Source organism: Halobacillus sp. GSS1 (assembly GCF_017307035.1).
Taxonomy (GTDB): domain Bacteria; phylum Bacillota; class Bacilli; order Bacillales; family Halobacillaceae; genus Halobacillus; species Halobacillus litoralis.
Genome location: NZ_JAFLHE010000001.1, coordinates 405,691 through 421,915 on the forward strand (window position 1 = coordinate 405,691; position 16,225 = coordinate 421,915).

Annotated in this window: 14 protein-coding genes and 1 other RNA gene; 3 read left to right on the plus strand and 12 right to left on the minus strand. The window is 41.7% G+C overall.

All coding sequences use genetic code 11. From position 1 onward, the window contains the following. Positions 1-15 precede the first annotated feature (15 nt). The 7 genes from J0K78_RS02040 to J0K78_RS02070 all read right to left on the minus strand — a co-directional run bounded on the left by J0K78_RS02040 (position 16) and on the right by J0K78_RS02070 (position 5,642). The gene (locus J0K78_RS02040) at positions 16-1,482 is read right to left on the minus strand and encodes a carboxypeptidase M32 (RefSeq protein ID WP_206945884.1); all 1,467 of its coding nucleotides are present in this window, start codon (positions 1,480-1,482) and stop codon (positions 16-18) included. A 72-nt stretch (positions 1,483-1,554) separates the two neighbouring features. Then, positions 1,555-2,724 carry a THUMP domain-containing class I SAM-dependent RNA methyltransferase gene (locus J0K78_RS02045; protein ID WP_206945170.1) on the minus strand — a complete coding sequence of 390 codons (1,170 nt, stop codon included), beginning with the start codon at positions 2,722-2,724 and terminating at the stop codon, positions 1,555-1,557. A gap of 141 nt (positions 2,725-2,865) precedes the next feature. Further along, positions 2,866-3,240, minus strand: an RNA gene (gene rnpB, locus J0K78_RS02050) — RNase P RNA component class B. 95 nt (positions 3,241-3,335) lie between these two features. Beyond that, positions 3,336-3,644: a cell division regulator GpsB gene (gene gpsB / locus J0K78_RS02055; protein ID WP_089652604.1), complete on the minus strand. Its 309-nt coding sequence runs from the start codon at positions 3,642-3,644 to the stop codon at positions 3,336-3,338. A 77-nt stretch (positions 3,645-3,721) separates the two neighbouring features. Continuing rightward, positions 3,722-4,285 (minus strand): SLOG family protein, encoded by a 564-nt coding sequence (locus J0K78_RS02060; protein WP_206945171.1) that lies wholly within the window; start codon positions 4,283-4,285, stop codon positions 3,722-3,724. An 82-nt stretch (positions 4,286-4,367) separates the two neighbouring features. After that, entirely contained in the window at positions 4,368-4,937 is a 570-nt protein-coding gene (locus tag J0K78_RS02065) for a CotD family spore coat protein (protein WP_206945172.1), read from the minus strand. 294 nt (positions 4,938-5,231) lie between these two features. Continuing rightward, on the minus strand, positions 5,232-5,642 hold the full coding sequence (locus J0K78_RS02070; RefSeq protein ID WP_206945173.1) for a cytidine deaminase: 411 nt from the start codon (positions 5,640-5,642) through the stop codon (positions 5,232-5,234). Between the two features lie 174 nt (positions 5,643-5,816). Here J0K78_RS02070 and J0K78_RS02075 point away from each other — a divergent pair, with 174 nt between their 5' ends. Continuing rightward, positions 5,817-8,864, plus strand: coding sequence for an efflux RND transporter permease subunit (locus J0K78_RS02075; protein ID WP_206945174.1), 3,048 nt, complete (start codon positions 5,817-5,819; stop codon positions 8,862-8,864). A gap of 48 nt (positions 8,865-8,912) precedes the next feature. On the opposite strand, the gene J0K78_RS02080 is transcribed toward J0K78_RS02075, so the two are convergent. Both J0K78_RS02080 and J0K78_RS02085 read right to left on the minus strand, forming a co-directional pair. After that, positions 8,913-9,284, minus strand: coding sequence for a YppE family protein (locus J0K78_RS02080; RefSeq protein ID WP_206945175.1), 372 nt, complete (start codon positions 9,282-9,284; stop codon positions 8,913-8,915). 56 nt (positions 9,285-9,340) lie between these two features. Beyond that, positions 9,341-9,607 carry a hypothetical protein gene (locus J0K78_RS02085; RefSeq protein ID WP_206945176.1) on the minus strand — a complete coding sequence of 89 codons (267 nt, stop codon included), beginning with the start codon at positions 9,605-9,607 and terminating at the stop codon, positions 9,341-9,343. A gap of 556 nt (positions 9,608-10,163) precedes the next feature. Between J0K78_RS02085 and recU the strand changes: the two genes are divergently transcribed. Next, complete coding sequence (recU, locus tag J0K78_RS02090) at positions 10,164-10,754, plus strand: Holliday junction resolvase RecU (RefSeq protein ID WP_370550882.1); 591 nt, start codon at positions 10,164-10,166, stop codon at positions 10,752-10,754. Between the two features lie 16 nt (positions 10,755-10,770). Further along, the gene (locus J0K78_RS02095; protein WP_206945178.1) at positions 10,771-13,425 is read left to right on the plus strand and encodes a PBP1A family penicillin-binding protein; all 2,655 of its coding nucleotides are present in this window, start codon (positions 10,771-10,773) and stop codon (positions 13,423-13,425) included. Between the two features lie 34 nt (positions 13,426-13,459). Here the strand turns inward: J0K78_RS02095 and nth are convergent, their stop codons facing one another. The 3 genes from nth to asnS all read right to left on the minus strand — a co-directional run bounded on the left by nth (position 13,460) and on the right by asnS (position 16,208). Then, positions 13,460-14,119, minus strand: a complete 660-nt coding sequence (gene nth, locus J0K78_RS02100) for an endonuclease III (protein ID WP_206945179.1) — start codon at positions 14,117-14,119, stop codon at positions 13,460-13,462. A gap of 8 nt (positions 14,120-14,127) precedes the next feature. Continuing rightward, the gene (locus J0K78_RS02105; protein WP_160913511.1) at positions 14,128-14,823 is read right to left on the minus strand and encodes a DnaD domain-containing protein; all 696 of its coding nucleotides are present in this window, start codon (positions 14,821-14,823) and stop codon (positions 14,128-14,130) included. 92 nt (positions 14,824-14,915) lie between these two features. Continuing rightward, positions 14,916-16,208 carry an asparagine--tRNA ligase gene (gene asnS, locus J0K78_RS02110; protein ID WP_160913513.1) on the minus strand — a complete coding sequence of 431 codons (1,293 nt, stop codon included), beginning with the start codon at positions 16,206-16,208 and terminating at the stop codon, positions 14,916-14,918. Positions 16,209-16,225 lie beyond the last annotated feature (17 nt).

The following is a 16,225-nucleotide window of genomic DNA, read 5'->3' on the forward strand; positions in this document are numbered from 1 at the left end:
CGGGCTTTTTTCATTTTAAAACTGATAGATCTTCTTATATTTATTTGTTAGATAAGAAATGATGTAGTCAGGATTCAGGCCTTCACCAGTCACATCATTTAAGATTTGTAATGGTTTTTTCATTTTTCCATATTGATGAACGTTTTCCGTCAACCATTCCTTGATTTTTTGGAAATCGCCTTCTTCAATGTAACGATCCACATCGATTTCATCTCTCATCTTGGCATTCATCTGGGCTGCATACATGTATCCTAAGGCATAGGATGGAAAATAGCCGAAATCCCCTCCTGACCAGTGAATATCTTGAAGCACTCCTTCAGAATCACTTTCTGGAGTAATTCCAAGGTAATCATTCATCTTTTGATTCCACAGTTCAGGGAGATCTTTCACTTCAATTTCACCAGCTATTAATGCTTTTTCCAACTCATAGCGGACCATAATGTGCAGGCAATACGTCAGTTCATCCGCTTCAATGCGAATAAGGGATGGTTTTACCTCATTGACAGCCGGATAAAACTTCTCCAACGCTAAATGTTGAAAATGCTCAGGTGCATAGTTTTTGAACAACTCATAATGATTTCTCCAAAAGCCTTCACTACGCGCAATAAAATTCTCCCAAAATAAAGATTGTGATTCATGAATACCCATACTAGTCCCATCCGCAAGGGGTGTAAAAGCAAGCTTCGGATCGATGTTCTGTTCATATAGGGCATGCCCTCCCTCATGAATCGTTCCAAAGACAGCGGTACGGAAATCTTTTTCGTCGTATTTCGTTGTCACTCTGACATCATTGGTATTCAGTCCGATAGCAAAAGGATGCACCGTCTCATCCAAACGACCGGCCTCAAAATCGTATCCCATGCGCTCTAAGATCACTTCACTGAACTCAGCCTGGCGATCTTTAGGGAAATGTCCTTTAAGGACTGATGGATCTGGTTGATTTGGGGCTTCTTTGATTTGCTGAAGAAGAGCTGATAAAGCTTTTCTTACTTTAGGAAACACTTCATCTAATACTTCTACCGTTACGCCTGGTTCATAATTGTGCAACAAGGCATCATACCGATGGTTTTCATAACCCCAGTAATCTGCGAATTTACGGTTGTACTCGACCAACTCTTCCAAGTATGGGCGGAAACTTTCGAAGTCGTTGTTATTTTTCGCTTCTCCCCACATAGATTCAGCTTTGGTTTGGAGGGTTACGTAAGCTCTATACTCATCCGCTGGTATCTTGGCCGTTTTATTATACGTTTCTTCCGCTTCTTCCACCGCTCTTTTTAAAATGGGGTCTAAATCTTTTTTCTTCAATTCATCAATATATTGGCGCATTTCATCCGAGGTTTGAATTTCATGAACTTTTTGGGACATAACCCCAATCACTTCCGAACGCCCTTCGATTCCTTTGCGTGGCGCTTTTGTTCTCATATCCCAAGCCATAAGCCCAATCGCTTCTCCATACGATGATTGTTCTTTTAAGAGCTCCATAAATTTCTGTTCCGTTGTTTGACTCACATCTATCTCTCCCCTTCATCTAAATGAATCACTTTATCTGACGAATCAGAAACCGAACCCTTTGCCATTGTCTGGCTTGGATTTTGGTTTTCTCCCAAAATACTGGTAATAATCCGTTTTGATAAAGCCATTGAAGAGCTTCCGTTTTTTAGTGGCAGGTTTTCCGTAAAGTTTTTCAAAACCTTCATGAGAAGTGAGGATGTACACACTCCAGGATGGATGATCACGCATGATCGTACCAAGGTTGCGATACATCTGTTCCACTTCTTCCCGCTCACCCATACGCTCCCCATAAGGAGGATTAGACACAAGGTAACCATTTTCCTGCTTCGGTTTGAAATCACTCATCTGCATTTGTTTCCAAGTAATCAATTCCCCAAGACCTGCTTCCATTGCATTTTTTTTCGCAATTTCAATCAAGTCGGGATCAATATCAGAACCGAAAATTTGTAGCGATTGGTCATAATTCGCTGCATCTTCTGCTTCTTGAAAAGCAGCATCCCACGCTTTTTGCGGAATAAAGCCCCAATTCTCGGAAGCGAATTCCCTGTTGAAACCAGGTGCAATATTTTGACCGATTAATGCGGCTTCGATAGCTATGGTCCCTGAACCACAAAATGGATCCACAAACGGCTGGTCAGGGCTCCAGTTTGTAATTTGTACGAGTGCGGCAGCTAACGTCTCTTTTAAAGGTGCTTCCCCCTGGCCTACACGATATCCTCGCTTATGCAGTCCACTTCCTGAGGTATCGATGGTAAGCAGTGCTTCGTCCTTATGAATCGCTACTTCCACTCTGTAAAAGGCACCAGTTTCTTTCAACCATGAATCTATGCCGTGTTTGACTTTCAATCGTTCCACTATTGCTTTTTTCACAATCGATTGACAATCCGGAACACTATACAACTTCGATTTGACCGATTTACCGACTACTGGAAACTCGCCGTCTTCTTCTATAAAAGCTTCCCATGGCAATGCCTTCGTGTTTTCAAACAGTTCATCAAACGATGTGGCCTTGAACCTTCCAACCAACAATTTGACACGATCAGCCGTTCGAAGCCAAAGATTGGCTCTCGGTATCGCTGATACATCCGCTTCAAATACAACTCTTCCATTTTCGATCTGTATGTCTTCATATCCTAACGCTTTAACTTCTTTCCCTACTATGGCTTCAAGTCCCATAGCTGCTGTTGCAATCAACGTAACTTTTTTCGACATGATGAACCTCCTTCATATGTAGCATGAACAAACGTGAACCGTTTCCTTCACTAATATTGTTATACAAAAAGAAAAAACCCTTCCAAAAAGCTTAAGGCTTTCCAGAAGGGTGTCATCTGTATCATTAGCGACCTTTGAATACTCTGTAAGCCATGTTCTGTGCCATTGTACTGCAAACGGTGGTCAACCTCGTACTCCGGTGGCAATCATCTATCTGCCGTCAAACGGCCTCTTCTCTGGTTCATTTCCCATTGAAAAGTGCCCCTACCTATATTTGGGTTGCTCGCTCGTGGGGTTTACCTCGTTCCACCCGAAGTATTTCTACTCCGGCTCCGTCACTGTGGCACTTTCAAGGTAGTCATTCCATATCGAAGACTTAGGAATTTTCCCTGCCGTAAGTTCCAAAGAACTCCCTTGACTTATGGTTTCGTCAAGCACGAACACTACAAGCATCGCAGCTTGTGCGAGCATGGACTTTCCTCTGTATAGAAACCTATACAGCGATTACCCGAGTATTCAAAAGAGCATTAACATTTGTCATTACGTCTTTTAAGACGTGCTAAACCATTATAACAGACACTTGAACGCTTGTCATTGGAAAAATGCGGATGTTAGTCTGCGTACTTATTGCCAAAAACAGCCTTCTCTAAGTTTGAAACACGCTTTAAGATGTCATAGTTCACTTGATGGTTATTTGTAGATGGTTGCCTTTGTCTCTGTGTGGTTTCCCGTGATGACATTTTCTTCAAACGGTCATTTTCCTGCTGAAGACGTTCGATTTCCTGCTGAAAACGGTCATAATCCTGAATGATCAAGTCCAGATACTCATCTACTTCTTCTTGGTTATACCCTCTCATAGACGTTTTAAAGTCTTTTTCAAGTATATCCTTTCCACTTAAATGATACTCTTCTAAGTTCATAATTTTCACCTCTGTTTCACACATTATATTCATTTTTTCAAAAGGTCACGGAAATGTCAATTTCAAATCCAGAACATTTATTGACTCCAGAAATCTGGATCCGCCATCCGAAGCTCTTCTACAGTCTCTTCAAGGTCTAATGGAGTAATATAAACAATCTCATAGCTTCCTTGATCCTGAGCCTTTTTCGCTAGTCTCAAGAAATACTGTGGGCTCCCTTCTGTATCTTCATCAAACAACACGAGACATCCTTCCGAGTGATCGATTAAAAATTGATCTTTTGCTCTGAATTGATAAGGTCCTTCATATCCTTTATTATAAATCGGCTGGTAGAAATCGGCGATCATTGTTATCTCCTCATAAACAAGCTTGAGATCTTCCGGCCAACGCTCTTCCTGGTTTTCAAAAGGTGGGAGAACCCCTAATTTCACCTCATACTCTTCTTTAAGATCGAGGACAACTTCAGCCGTCCATAACTCCACTCCCATTTGCCCGGAAACAAGCACCCATTGTAAACCTTCTTCTATGTAGGAAAGCAATCTCTTTTTTATGGTCTCTTTTACGAAATCGACTTTTGGGTCATTATTCTTAAAAATACCCATTTCCATCGGTTTATATCCCGTTACAACTATGGTTTTCAATGTTCATCCTCCTTACCCTTAATTCATTTTATTATGTTTCGTAAAAAAAAGAAAATAAGCCACAGGTTGTGGCTTATCTCTATTAGCTATTTGATCCTGGGCCCATCATTGGCATCTGGCCGTTACCCATCATCGGCATTTGGCCCTGACCCATCATTGGCATCTGGCCGTCGCCCATCATCGGCATTTGGCCCTGACCCATCATTGGCATTTGACCCTGGCCCATCATTGGCATCTGGCCGTTACCCATCATCGGCATCTGCCCCTGGCCCATCATACCTTCCATTTCTTCCATATCCTCTTCGTTCATCATTGGCATTTGGCCTTGGCCCATTGGCATTTGACCCATGTCTTGAGGATTCATATAATCCATCCAGTTATAATCTGGTGAAGATCCTTGAGGAAAAGCGAAATCTTGAGTTCGGAAATTGTTCTGCTCAGAAACCATGTATGGGAAATAATGGTTGTTGTTCAACGTATGATTGTTTCGTACGAGAATGTGGGTAGGATGAATGTAGTCTTGATTTTCACAGAAGTAGTTATCCACCACACAGTTTTGAACCGGACATACGATCGGTCTACGGTTTCCGGCTGGCGACATCGGGGACATAGGTCCACATCCGCAAGAGTCCTGCATAGACTGTTGATGCATGTGCTTTCACTCCTTGTTCTGTTATTCCTTATCAGCGTATGTCACAAAGAGCGTGAATGTACTAGGCGATATCATCATATCCTTTAATTTCTGGTAAACAAGTACCCATACATATCTAAAAAAATGTGCAGACAGCCCCCAAGCTTTGGTATCTACCCCATCGTTCATACTGAGCGGTTAGTAGATAAACACGCTTTAATCCTTTACAGAAATTAATATTGCGAACCATTTATTTCTCCAGATTCAGTAAAAGAAAGAAATAAAAAAAGGATGAGAATCTCATCCTTTTCCTCCCTATTCCGCTTCCTCTTCAGATAAATCAGCTGAAGAAAACGAAAATGGTAAAATTTCTTCCATTGTGAATGTTTTCGTATCGCCATGCAGGTTTGTTGTATAAATTTTAACATCAGACTGGAAAAATTCACTCATGACTTGACGACAAGATCCACATGGGGGAACTGGTCTTTTCGTATCAGCAACAACGGCCAGCTCCTTGAAATTGGCATGCCCATCAGAAACGGCCTTGAAAATCGCCACTCTTTCAGCACAACACGTTACAGGGTAAGCGGCATTTTCTATATTACATCCTGTATAAAGGGTTCCATCTTCCGTGACTAGTGCAGCCCCGACAGGAAATTTAGAATAAGGTACATAAGCTCTTTCCCTTATTTTTTTAGCTTCATTAATTAGTTGTTTCGTTTCCATTGATATCCCTCCCTACTCATGGGAAGGTCATTATATATGAATACAGCCAAAATGTAAAGCGGTTTCATGTTAACTGTTCGACAGCACATCCAGAGAGTATTTAATTGACACATGTGTCGGAAAAAAGTTTATACTGAAAGAGCATGAAAATCATATTGGTTTAGGAGGAACGAAATGAAGTCAATTTTAAATTACAACAAAATCATTTGGATTTTTATTTTGTTATTGATTTCCACAGGGATTTTCACCTATCTGCAACTACCGAAAAGGGAAATCCCAGAAATTAATGTAAATGTCTCATCCATTTCAACCGTGTATCCTGGGGCAACACCTCAAGAAGTGGAACGGACAATCATCAATCCTTTAGAAGAAGAGCTTCTTAGTACAGAAGGGATTGATGAAGTCACTTCTGCGTCCACAACCGGATTCGGTACAGTGACCGCTACACTATCCGGAGGACAGGATACAGATACGACGAATGCAAAGATCCGGCAGGCCGTATCAGAAGTATCCAGGTCTTTTCCTGAAGAAGTCCAGGCTCCTAATGTAAACACAGATATGACTATGTCCGCTGTGGCTTCCTATCATCTATACAGTGATGAACGAACAGAACTATTTAATTTAAGAGAAGATTTGGAAGAATGGAAGGCAGAATTGACAAAGACTCCCGGGGTCGATTCCGTTTTAGTTAAAGGTCTGCCTGACCAAAAAGTAGCCGTCAGTTTGGATAATGATCAATTGAATGAGTTGCAACTCTCACCTTCATCTGTCATTCGTTCCTTAAGTGACGAACTAGGACCTTCACCAATTGGTACAGAACAAAGAGATGGCACCATTCATCAATTGATCTTCGAAAAATATTCAGACATTGAAGAATTGGAAGGCTTATTTGTCGGAAATAACTCTGACGGAGAGCCAGTGAAACTGTCTGAAATCGGCTCTATTGAGATTGCCAACAAAGAAGTCGAAGACCTAATTACTTATAAAGACAAAGCGGCTCTATCCGTTACCGTACTTACTGAAGAAGGAGTAAACATTAGTGCCCTTCAGGAAGAGTTGACAGACAAGATTAACGTTTTGTCAGAACAGTTGCCTGAAGAAATCGAGGTCGATCGTTTTTATACCCAAAGTACAATTATAGATGAAGTATTTTCAAACCTGATCACTTCCTTTGCCATTTCATTTCTTGCTGTCATTATCATTATGGTACTGGGTCTGCCCATTTCGTCAGCGATTCTCGTCGCTTTATCAATTCCAATATCCATTCTCATCGGTTTAATTCCTCTTCCATATGTCGGAGTCGATTTAAACCAGATATCAATTATTGGGATGATTATAGCTATCGGGATATTGGTTGATGATGCGATTGTCGTCAATGACAACATTCAAAGAAGATTCCAACTTGGAGATGGTCCGATGGAAGGAACCATCCGGGGTGTGAAAGAAGTTGGCAAGTCTATCATTACTTCAACACTCATGATTATTTTCAGTTTCCTCCCTTTAACGTTCTTATCTGGAACCAATGGGGATTTTATCAGAGCCTTACCATCTGTCCTGATTTTCACGGTGCTCGCATCCACAATCATTGCACTGACGTTTATTCCTACCGTTCAATATGTCAGGAGAAGGCGGAAGCAAAAATCCAGAAAAGCAAAGTCTGGACTTCTTGGTGGTTTGTTTGACTGGTTAGAACGTACCTACGCTGACAGGATTCTTCCTGCTACTACGAAGAAGCCATTAGTCACTTCGCTGATTGGTCTGATCGTTTGTGCCCTTTTAGCCACTTTAGCGATTAAGATTCCGTTTGAATTCTTCCCTGCTGCTGATCGTCCAGAAGTAACCATTTCTGTCGAGAACCCACAAGGGACAACGATTCAGGAAACAGAACAAAAGTTACAGGAATTAACGGATTACCTGGAGAATTCTGAAGAAAACATCACTGAAACAGCCATTTATTCAGGAAGTGGACTTCCTAATTTATTTAGTTCAGGGTTGCAACGGTCAGGTGAAAACACAGGCCAGGTTCTCGTTCGAGTCGACAGAGACCAAACGAGCGCCAGTGACTTTATAGAAGAATGGGAAGAGCCTTTAAGGGAGAAATTCCCGGATAGTGAAATTTTCCTTGAAACTATTGTTTCTGGTCCACCACCTTCACCACCTGTCCAGATCAAAATTCAAGGTCCTGAGATTGAAACGTTAATTGCTGAAGCGAAGAATGCAGAAAAACGATTAAGTGAGCTGGAAGGTGCTGAAATAACTACACTTAACGCAGAGACGCAGCCTTTCACGGAATACAATGCGGACCGTTCTTTGCTTGCGGAAAATAACATCCCGATCAACCAAATCACTTCTCAACTCCAATTGGCAAATATCGGCGTGCCACTAGGTACCTTTGACAATGGTGTGGAGCGTTTACCTATTGAAGTTATGGTTGATGACGGTGTAGAAGATGGTGTAGACCTATCTGAGCTGAATGTAGTCAGCCAGCAGTCGAATCAGGGCGGCGGGCCGCCAGAAATTCTTACGCTTGATGAAATTATCACAACAGAATCAAGCGAGCGGATCGGTGTGATTCCACACTTGGATGGAGACCGCACCATTACGGTTGAAGCATATCCTGAAGAAGGAATGGAAAGTACATTCTCCCAGGAATCAACGGATGTTGTAAATGAAATTAAGAATGATCTTCCAGAGGGTTATACGCTTGTTGAAAGCGGCGAATCCGATGCTCGTTCCGAGTTCTTTGTAGAAGTAACAAAACTCTTTGTTATCGTCTTGTTCTTGATTTATTTGACAATTGCTATTCAATTCAACTCCCTGCTTATGCCTTTATTGATAACAGGAACCGTATTTTTAGCGGTGACAGGGGCTATTATAGGGCTTTTTGTATCAGGGGAACCCCTCAGTTTCTTAGCTGTATTGGGCATTGTATCTCTTTCAGGTATCGTTGTGAGGAACTCTGTCATTCTTGTCGAATTTATTGAGCAGAACCGTGAACGTTACAGCAGTAACGTCGAAGCTGTCATTGAAGCAGGCAGGGCAAGAATCCGTCCTATAGTCCTTACTTCATTAACATCGATTGCAGCCTTGGCTCCTATCATTTATACAGGAGATGTGTTATTTAAGCCATTGGCGGTATCGATCGTATCCGGGCTTGCTTTTTCAACAGTACTCACATTGCTTCTTGTCCCATCTTTTTATTTATTAATATCCAGAAAATAAATCAGTTGACGATTTATCAGAAACGTTTGAATGAAAAAAAAGCTCCCATTATTGGGAGCTTTTTTCATGTTGTTCCAGATCATCAAGGATCATATCCAATACATAATGAGAGGACTGATACAATTCTTTGAACCTCTTGCGGTGTACATCCAGGTAGTAACTATGGAGAATAATCATCTCAATATTCTCATGCGTTGATTTCACTTGGTTTGGATGTACATTTGTCTTTCGGTCTTTTACAAATTCCTCCGCTTCCTTTAGCCATTCATTGACCAATTGGAACATCGGCTCTGTTTCCTTTTTAACCTGATTAAAAAAATCATAGCTCTTTTTTTCTACAGGACCCTCCGTATTTAAAAAGCGTTGATGTCGTTCATCAATGAGACGCTTTAATTCACTCGTATTGGCTTTTAAATTCATAACATTCCACACCTTTCCTCCTTCATAATATCATGAGGGAACAAAAGGCATCAAAATCAACCTACGGAACGACGTCTAGCCTGTTGAGCCACCTTACCCATATATTCATACCGACGTTCCCTTTTTATCTTCCTTAATTCATCACGAAGACTGAAGACCTCATTTTTCAATTCATCTATGTCTTTACGGTGGGAGACGGCCATATTGAACACGATTTCATCGGTTTTGATTGACAACCTACGCTCAAGTAAGGAGAATTTTTCCTGTAAGTGCGAAAGCTGCTCCTCAAATTCATTCGGCGTGATGACACTATTTTTCTTCATACATTACTCCCCCTTTTATTGGTGTGTTATAAATTCGCTATTGCATGCATAACTCCTTTACGGATGACAAGACTAGAACTAAAGCAACAAAACAAGTCAAACCTGACTTTAATCTTCGACATAAAAGGAGAAAAGCATATGGCTAAGAAAAAAGATAAGAAAAATAAGAAGCCGACACCGGCCAGAACTGACAATCCTAAATTAGCTGGAGAGAACCGCCCTTCTACGTGACCGGACAGAAGCTGTTGCTATTTTTTATAGCAGCAGCTTTTTTTATAAACCCTATAAAACCGGGATATGACATAAGCTTCACCCTTCTCACCTTCTATGTCTTTACGAGACAAAAAAAACTATCTAATAACGAAAGAATATGATTAGGGTTTTGAATGGAATGTGGGAGGGAAGATAGTCATGGCGGTTTCCTTACATGTGTCAATCGTGTGACAGGTGAAACTTTCCTTTCTTTTATACGTCTAAATAAAATGAGTCTCATGTATATATTCTTGGACACGAAAATTTGGTATGATACTCTCATGGCTATAGGGAGGGATTGGTTGTGAATTATCCCAATGGGAGACGTGGTTCCAAGGCGAATTTAGCTCCCAAAGGAAAAACAAAACCTGATTTCAGTAACAGGGGAATGTCACTGGAAGAAGACATTAATGTAACCAACGAATATTATTTGCAAGCAGGAGTTGCGGTGGTCCATAAAAAACCTACGCCTGTTCAAATTGTACAAGTAGATTACCCCAAGCGAAGCGCCGCTGTTATTAAAGAAGCCTATTTCAAACAAGCTTCTACTACAGACTTTAACGGGGTTTATCGTGGAAAGTACATCGATTTTGAGGCAAAAGAAACGAAGAACAAAACTTCTTTTCCGTTAAGTAATGTCCATCAGCACCAGATTGATCACATGAGGGCTGTGCAGGAACATGGTGGGATCAGCTTTATGATCATAAAGTTCACACCTTTAGAAGAGACGTACCTCCTTCCCTCCTCATCGATCTTTTCCTTTTGGGAAAATCAGTGGAACGGGGGAAGGAAATCGATTCCTTATGCTTTTATTACAAAAGAAGGAATCAAAATCCCTTTTCATTATCAGGCTAGGGTTCACTATGCCACAGCCATCGATAAGCTTTATTTCTGAAATGGAGGAAATGTAAATGGCCAACGATAGCCAGTCACGTACAGCAAGAAGAAAACAGATACAATCGTCGAAAAAAGGAAAAAGCACGTCAAAATTCAAAAAGATTTTCATGACCCTTTTAACCATTGGAGTTGTTCTGATGTTAGGGGTTGGAGCATTATTTGCCTATTATGTCGCTACCGCTCCAAGTTTAGATGAATCGAAATTATCCGATCCTTTCTCTTCCAAGGTTTACGACAAAAATGGAGACTTGTTTGCTGACTTAGCCGGAGACGAACGACGGACGAAAATCACATACAATGACATCCCTCCCGTTCTGGAGGATGCCGTATTAGCTACAGAAGATGTCCGTTTCTTCAATCATATCGGAATTGATTTTCGCAGAATCGGTGGTGCTGTACTGGCTAACATTACAGGTGGATTCGGTGCTGAAGGAGCCAGTACAATTACACAACAAGTTGTCAAAGAATCGTTTTTGACGAAGGATAAGACGATCAAACGTAAAGTACAGGAACAGTATTTAGCTGTTAAGTTAGACCAGGAATATTCCAAAGAAAAGATTTTAGAAATGTACCTGAATAAAATTTATTACGGTGCAGGGGCTTATGGGGTAGCTGAAGCTGCGGAAACTTATTTTGGTAAGAAAGACCTCAGTGAACTTACACTACCTGAAGCAGCCTTATTGGCAGGTCTGCCACAAAGACCAAGCGGCTACATGCCATTTGAAAACCCGGATTTAGCAAAGGATCGAATGAACACGGTTCTTAGTTTGATGGTGCAGCACGGGAAAATAACAGAGGCTGAAGCAGAAGAGGCACGTCAAGTGAAGATCGAAGATATGTTGATTGAAAGACAACCTGAAAAAGAAGCGCCATTCCAAGCGTTTTTAGATGAAGTAGAACGTGAAATTAAAGAAAAAATGGACGGTTCAGATATTTACAAAGATGGACTGAAGATTTATACCACACTGGACCCTAAAGCTCAGGAACAAGTTCAACAACTCTTAAGCAATGATGGCCCTACTCCATGGCCGGATGAAAAATTAATGGCAGGAGTGACTGTAACCGATACACAGACAGGCGCCATCCGAGCAATTGGCGGAGGCCGGAACTACCAAAAAGGGCAATTCAATACAGCGACTCAAATCAAACGTCAACCAGGCTCAACATTCAAACCAATCACAGCCTATGGGCCAGCCATACAATATAATAAAATGTCCACCTATCATCAGATAAAAGATGAAAAGACTGAATTTGACGTCAATGACGGATGGACACCTAGCAACTTCGATAATCAGTTCAGAGGATGGGTGTCTGCAAGATACGCATTAAGCCGTTCATTAAATATCCCGACCATTAAATTAATGGAAGAAGTAGGGATTGATAAAGCTGAAGAGTTTGCAAGTGGACTCGGTTTTAAAGTCCCTGATAAAGGTTTCATGCTTTCAGATGCCATTGGAGGCGGAGTGGGAACGAATCCTAAAGAAATGGCAGCCGCCTACGCTGCTTTTGGTAATGAAGGCGTATATAATGAACCACATACCGTAACAAAAGTAGAAGTACCGGGAGAAGGTACCATTGAGCTGACTCCTGAACCTAAGTCTGCCATGAACAGTTACACGGCCTTCATGATCTCTGATATGCTGAAAACAACCATGAGTGAAGGTACAGGAACAGCTGCCAATGTGCCGGGTATTAATGACGCAGGTAAAACTGGAACGACAAACCGTGGAGATTATGCATCAGACTCCTGGTTCAATGGATACACTACAAACTATTCTATCTCCGTTTGGGCCGGGTACGATGAGGAAGATCCCATGTCTCAGGCCGCAAAAAATATACCCAAACAGATTTACAAGCCTTTGATGACTCAATTATCGCAAGGAATAGAAACGGCTGACTTTACTAAACCGGATTCTGTTACATGGGTGGATGTAGAAAAAGGGTCAAGACCTGCACGTTTACCTAGTGAATATACACCTTCGGACCGTATTGTTACAGAACTATTCCATGTAGACAATCAACCATCCAAGGTATCAGAAGCTTATCAGAAATTGGATCCCGTTCAGTCCCTGGCCGGAAAGTTTAATGAAGAAACTTCCAGTATTGATCTTTCTTGGTCATACGGTAATACAGACGGCATCAGTTTCCGTATCGCTGCCTCCATTGATGGTGGTGAAATGAGAGAATTGACAACTACGAAGGAAACGAGTGTTGAGATTACGAACGTTGATCCTGGTGCTACCTACGAATTTGCTGTTGTAGTCATCAGTGATGACGATAATACAGCAAATAGTGATCCGGCTACCGTCAAGGTTCAAGCTCCAGGTTCTCTTGACCAGGAAACTCCTGAAGAAGACGAAGAAAATCAGGAAGATGATGGCGAGAACACAGAGGAAGAAACGCCTTCTGAAGATAACAACGAAGGAAACGGACAAGGAAATAACGCCGGAAACGGTAATGGAAACAATAACGGAGATGGGCAAGGAAATGATCAGGGTGATGGTCAAGGCTCTGACCAAGAAGATGAACCTCAAAATAATGACGACAGTGAAAGCAATGACCAAAATCAAGGAGATGGATCTGGTTCAGGTGGCGACAGTGGTTCTGATAATGAAGAACAACCACCAGCTGAAGACCAGCAGGAAAACCAACAAGATGATGCAGCCTAAACAAAAACCCTCTCGAATGCTCGAGAGGGTTTTCCTATGTGGTCTTCTCTATCTTCTTCATCCTTTTTTGGCCTTCCCTGCACAAAAATAACAAAGGACATTCTTCGCAATTCGGACGTTGCGCTTTACAGTGATAGCGACCAAAAAATATCATCCGGTGGTGGGTAACACTCCACTCAGCTTCCGGTATTTTTCTCATCAGTGTCTTTTCCACTTCCAAGACAGAATCTTTCCATCGACAAAACGCAAGACGTTTGGAAACACGTTCCACGTGTGTATCCACCGCTATGGCAGGTTCATCAAAAGCAACGGAAGCTACGACGTTTGCCGTTTTCCTCCCTACTCCAGCTAAACTTTCCAGCTCTTTTTTTGTCGGGGGGACTTCCCCATTGAATTTTTCAACGAGTGTTTGGGATAGCTTCTTAATATTCTTAGCCTTGTTCCTGTATAGACCGATCCGTTTAATATCACCCTGGAGCTCTTCCAAAGGAACAGCGATATAATCCTCAGGTTTTTTATATTTTTCAAAAAGTTGAGGGGTTACTTTGTTCACTAATGCATCAGTCGCTTGTGCAGATAGAACAACCGCAACCAGAAGTTCAAAAGGATTGCTGTGGGTCAATTCACACTCAGCTTCCGGAAACATTTCCTCAAACGTATCTAAACAATGACGGATTTGCTGTTTGTTCAACATTGTGATTTTTATGAATCCTCCTCCAACCAATTATAGTAAAGGGAGATATCCCGCTTCTTATTTTCCTGTTTCTGGGTTTTAGGCGCCTGTTGCCCTTGGCGGAACTGCTTTCCCTGTTCCCGGGCCTGTTCCACCGTTTTGACACCTTTCCTCTTCCACTCTCTAAGAATCCGGTCAATATATTTAAAATTCAATTTACTCATTAATACAGCTTCTCTTAACGCAGCCTTGATCAATGCAGGAGATTGTTCTTCTTCATCAAGCCATATGTTAATAGTCTCAATTTCAAATGGAGACAGTGGTCTTCCGAATTCCTGCTCGAACAACGGAAAGATATTTTCATCATACGAGCGGTCATTAATTTGAGGCTTCTGAGATACGGCGAACAGTTTTTCCCACAAAGGCTCTAATGAATAATGCTCATTGAGGACACGATCTTCATTTTGGTTCTGTTCAATGGTCATCATTCTTTTTTGGATCAAACTCCTAAGCACTCGTGAACATTCTTGAGCAGAAATAGAAAGATGAGTCGCCAGTTGTTCAGGCGTAGGAAAACCATTGCCTTCTGTGCGAAAACGGTGAATTTGTAAAAGAACGACCAATTCGGTTTCATTCAACTTCAGCTGATGGAAATTTTCAAGAAGTTTGGTTGGAACGACCATTTGGTTATCCATGATGTTTTGAAAGCTTTGGTATTTAGCCAAATCAATCCCTCCATTCTTAATCTTCATGGAATGAAAAACACCGATACGCCACGGGCGTTAGATCGGTGTTCGTTCATCCTCATGATTAATGATCACGGGTACAGTCGATTTAATAGACGAGGGAATGGAATCGTCTCACGAACGTGCTCGACCCCTGAGATCCAAGCTACCGTACGTTCAAGACCTAGTCCGAAGCCTGAGTGCGGGACACTTCCGTATTCGCGTAACTGTAAATACCATTTGTACGCATCCCCTGTGAGATCATGTTCTTCATACCTTTGCTTCATTAGCTCAAGATCATCAATCCGTTGAGATCCACCAATGATTTCACCATATCCTTCCGGAGCGATCAAATCCGCACACAGAACCACTTCAGGGCGCTCAGGATCTGGCTTCATATAGAATGCTTTGATTTCAGCAGGATAATTAGTGATGAAAACAGGCTTGTCATAACTTTCTGCAATCGCTGTTTCATGTGGGGCTCCGAAATCTTCTCCCCATTCAATATCATCAAACCCTTTATCTTTCAATAGTTGAATGGCATCGTCATAACTTATGCGCGGGAATGGAGCTTGAATCTTTTCAAGTTTCTCTGTGTCGCGACCAAGAGCATCAAGTTCAATCTTACAATTTTTAAGAACTGATTGTACCACATGGGAAACATACTGTTCCTGTACTTGAAGACTGTCTTCATGGTCCATGAAGGCCATTTCTGGTTCAATCATCCAGAATTCAATCAAGTGGCGTCGGGTTTTTGATTTCTCAGCACGGAACGTTGGTCCAAAACTGAATACGCGACCAAACGCCATAGCAGCAGCCTCCATGTACAGCTGACCACTTTGAGACAAGTAGGCATCTTCTTCAAAATATTTTGTATGGAAAAGTTCTGTCGTTCCTTCCGCTGATGACCCTGTAAGGATTGGAGGGTCAATTTTGACGTAACCATTGTCATTGAAAAACTCGTAAGTGGAACGAATAATTTCGTTTCGCACTTTCATTACAGCATGTTGACGCTTAGAACGTAACCACAAATGGCGATGATCCATCAGGAATTCCGGGCCGTGTTCTTTTGGTGTAATCGGATAATCGACCGCTTCGTGAATGACTTCAAAGTCTTTCACCTGCATTTCATATCCAAGAGGCGAACGAGTATCTTCCACGATCACTCCTGTCACGTAAAGGGATGACTCCTGTGTTAAAGCTTTCGCATCCTGAAACTTATCTTCACCGATTTCTGCTTTCACAACGATCCCTTGCATAAATCCTGTTCCATCACGAAGCTGCAAGAATGCAATTTTACCACTGGAGCGTTTGTTACTAAGCCAAGCTCCTAACGTAACTTCTTCTCCTACATATTTCGATACTTCAGAAATAGTTGTTTTCACACTAAAAACCTCCAAAA

Coding starts and splice junctions, on each gene's coding strand:
- J0K78_RS02065 (WP_206945172.1), bottom strand. CDS start 4,937: ATGCATCAACAGTCTATGCAGGACTCTTGCGGATGTGGACCTATGTCC.
- nth (WP_206945179.1), bottom strand. CDS start 14,119: ATGTTGAACAAACAGCAAATCCGTCATTGTTTAGATACGTTTGAGGAA.
- J0K78_RS02095 (WP_206945178.1), top strand. CDS start 10,771: ATGGCCAACGATAGCCAGTCACGTACAGCAAGAAGAAAACAGATACAA.
- J0K78_RS02045 (WP_206945170.1), bottom strand. CDS start 2,724: ATGTCGAAAAAAGTTACGTTGATTGCAACAGCAGCTATGGGACTTGAA.
- J0K78_RS02085 (WP_206945176.1), bottom strand. CDS start 9,607: ATGAAGAAAAATAGTGTCATCACGCCGAATGAATTTGAGGAGCAGCTT.
- J0K78_RS02040 (WP_206945884.1), bottom strand. CDS start 1,482: ATGGAGCTCTTAAAAGAACAATCATCGTATGGAGAAGCGATTGGGCTT.
- gpsB (WP_089652604.1), bottom strand. CDS start 3,644: ATGAACTTAGAAGAGTATCATTTAAGTGGAAAGGATATACTTGAAAAA.
- J0K78_RS02075 (WP_206945174.1), top strand. CDS start 5,817: ATGAAGTCAATTTTAAATTACAACAAAATCATTTGGATTTTTATTTTG.
- J0K78_RS02080 (WP_206945175.1), bottom strand. CDS start 9,284: ATGAATTTAAAAGCCAATACGAGTGAATTAAAGCGTCTCATTGATGAA.
- J0K78_RS02070 (WP_206945173.1), bottom strand. CDS start 5,642: ATGGAAACGAAACAACTAATTAATGAAGCTAAAAAAATAAGGGAAAGA.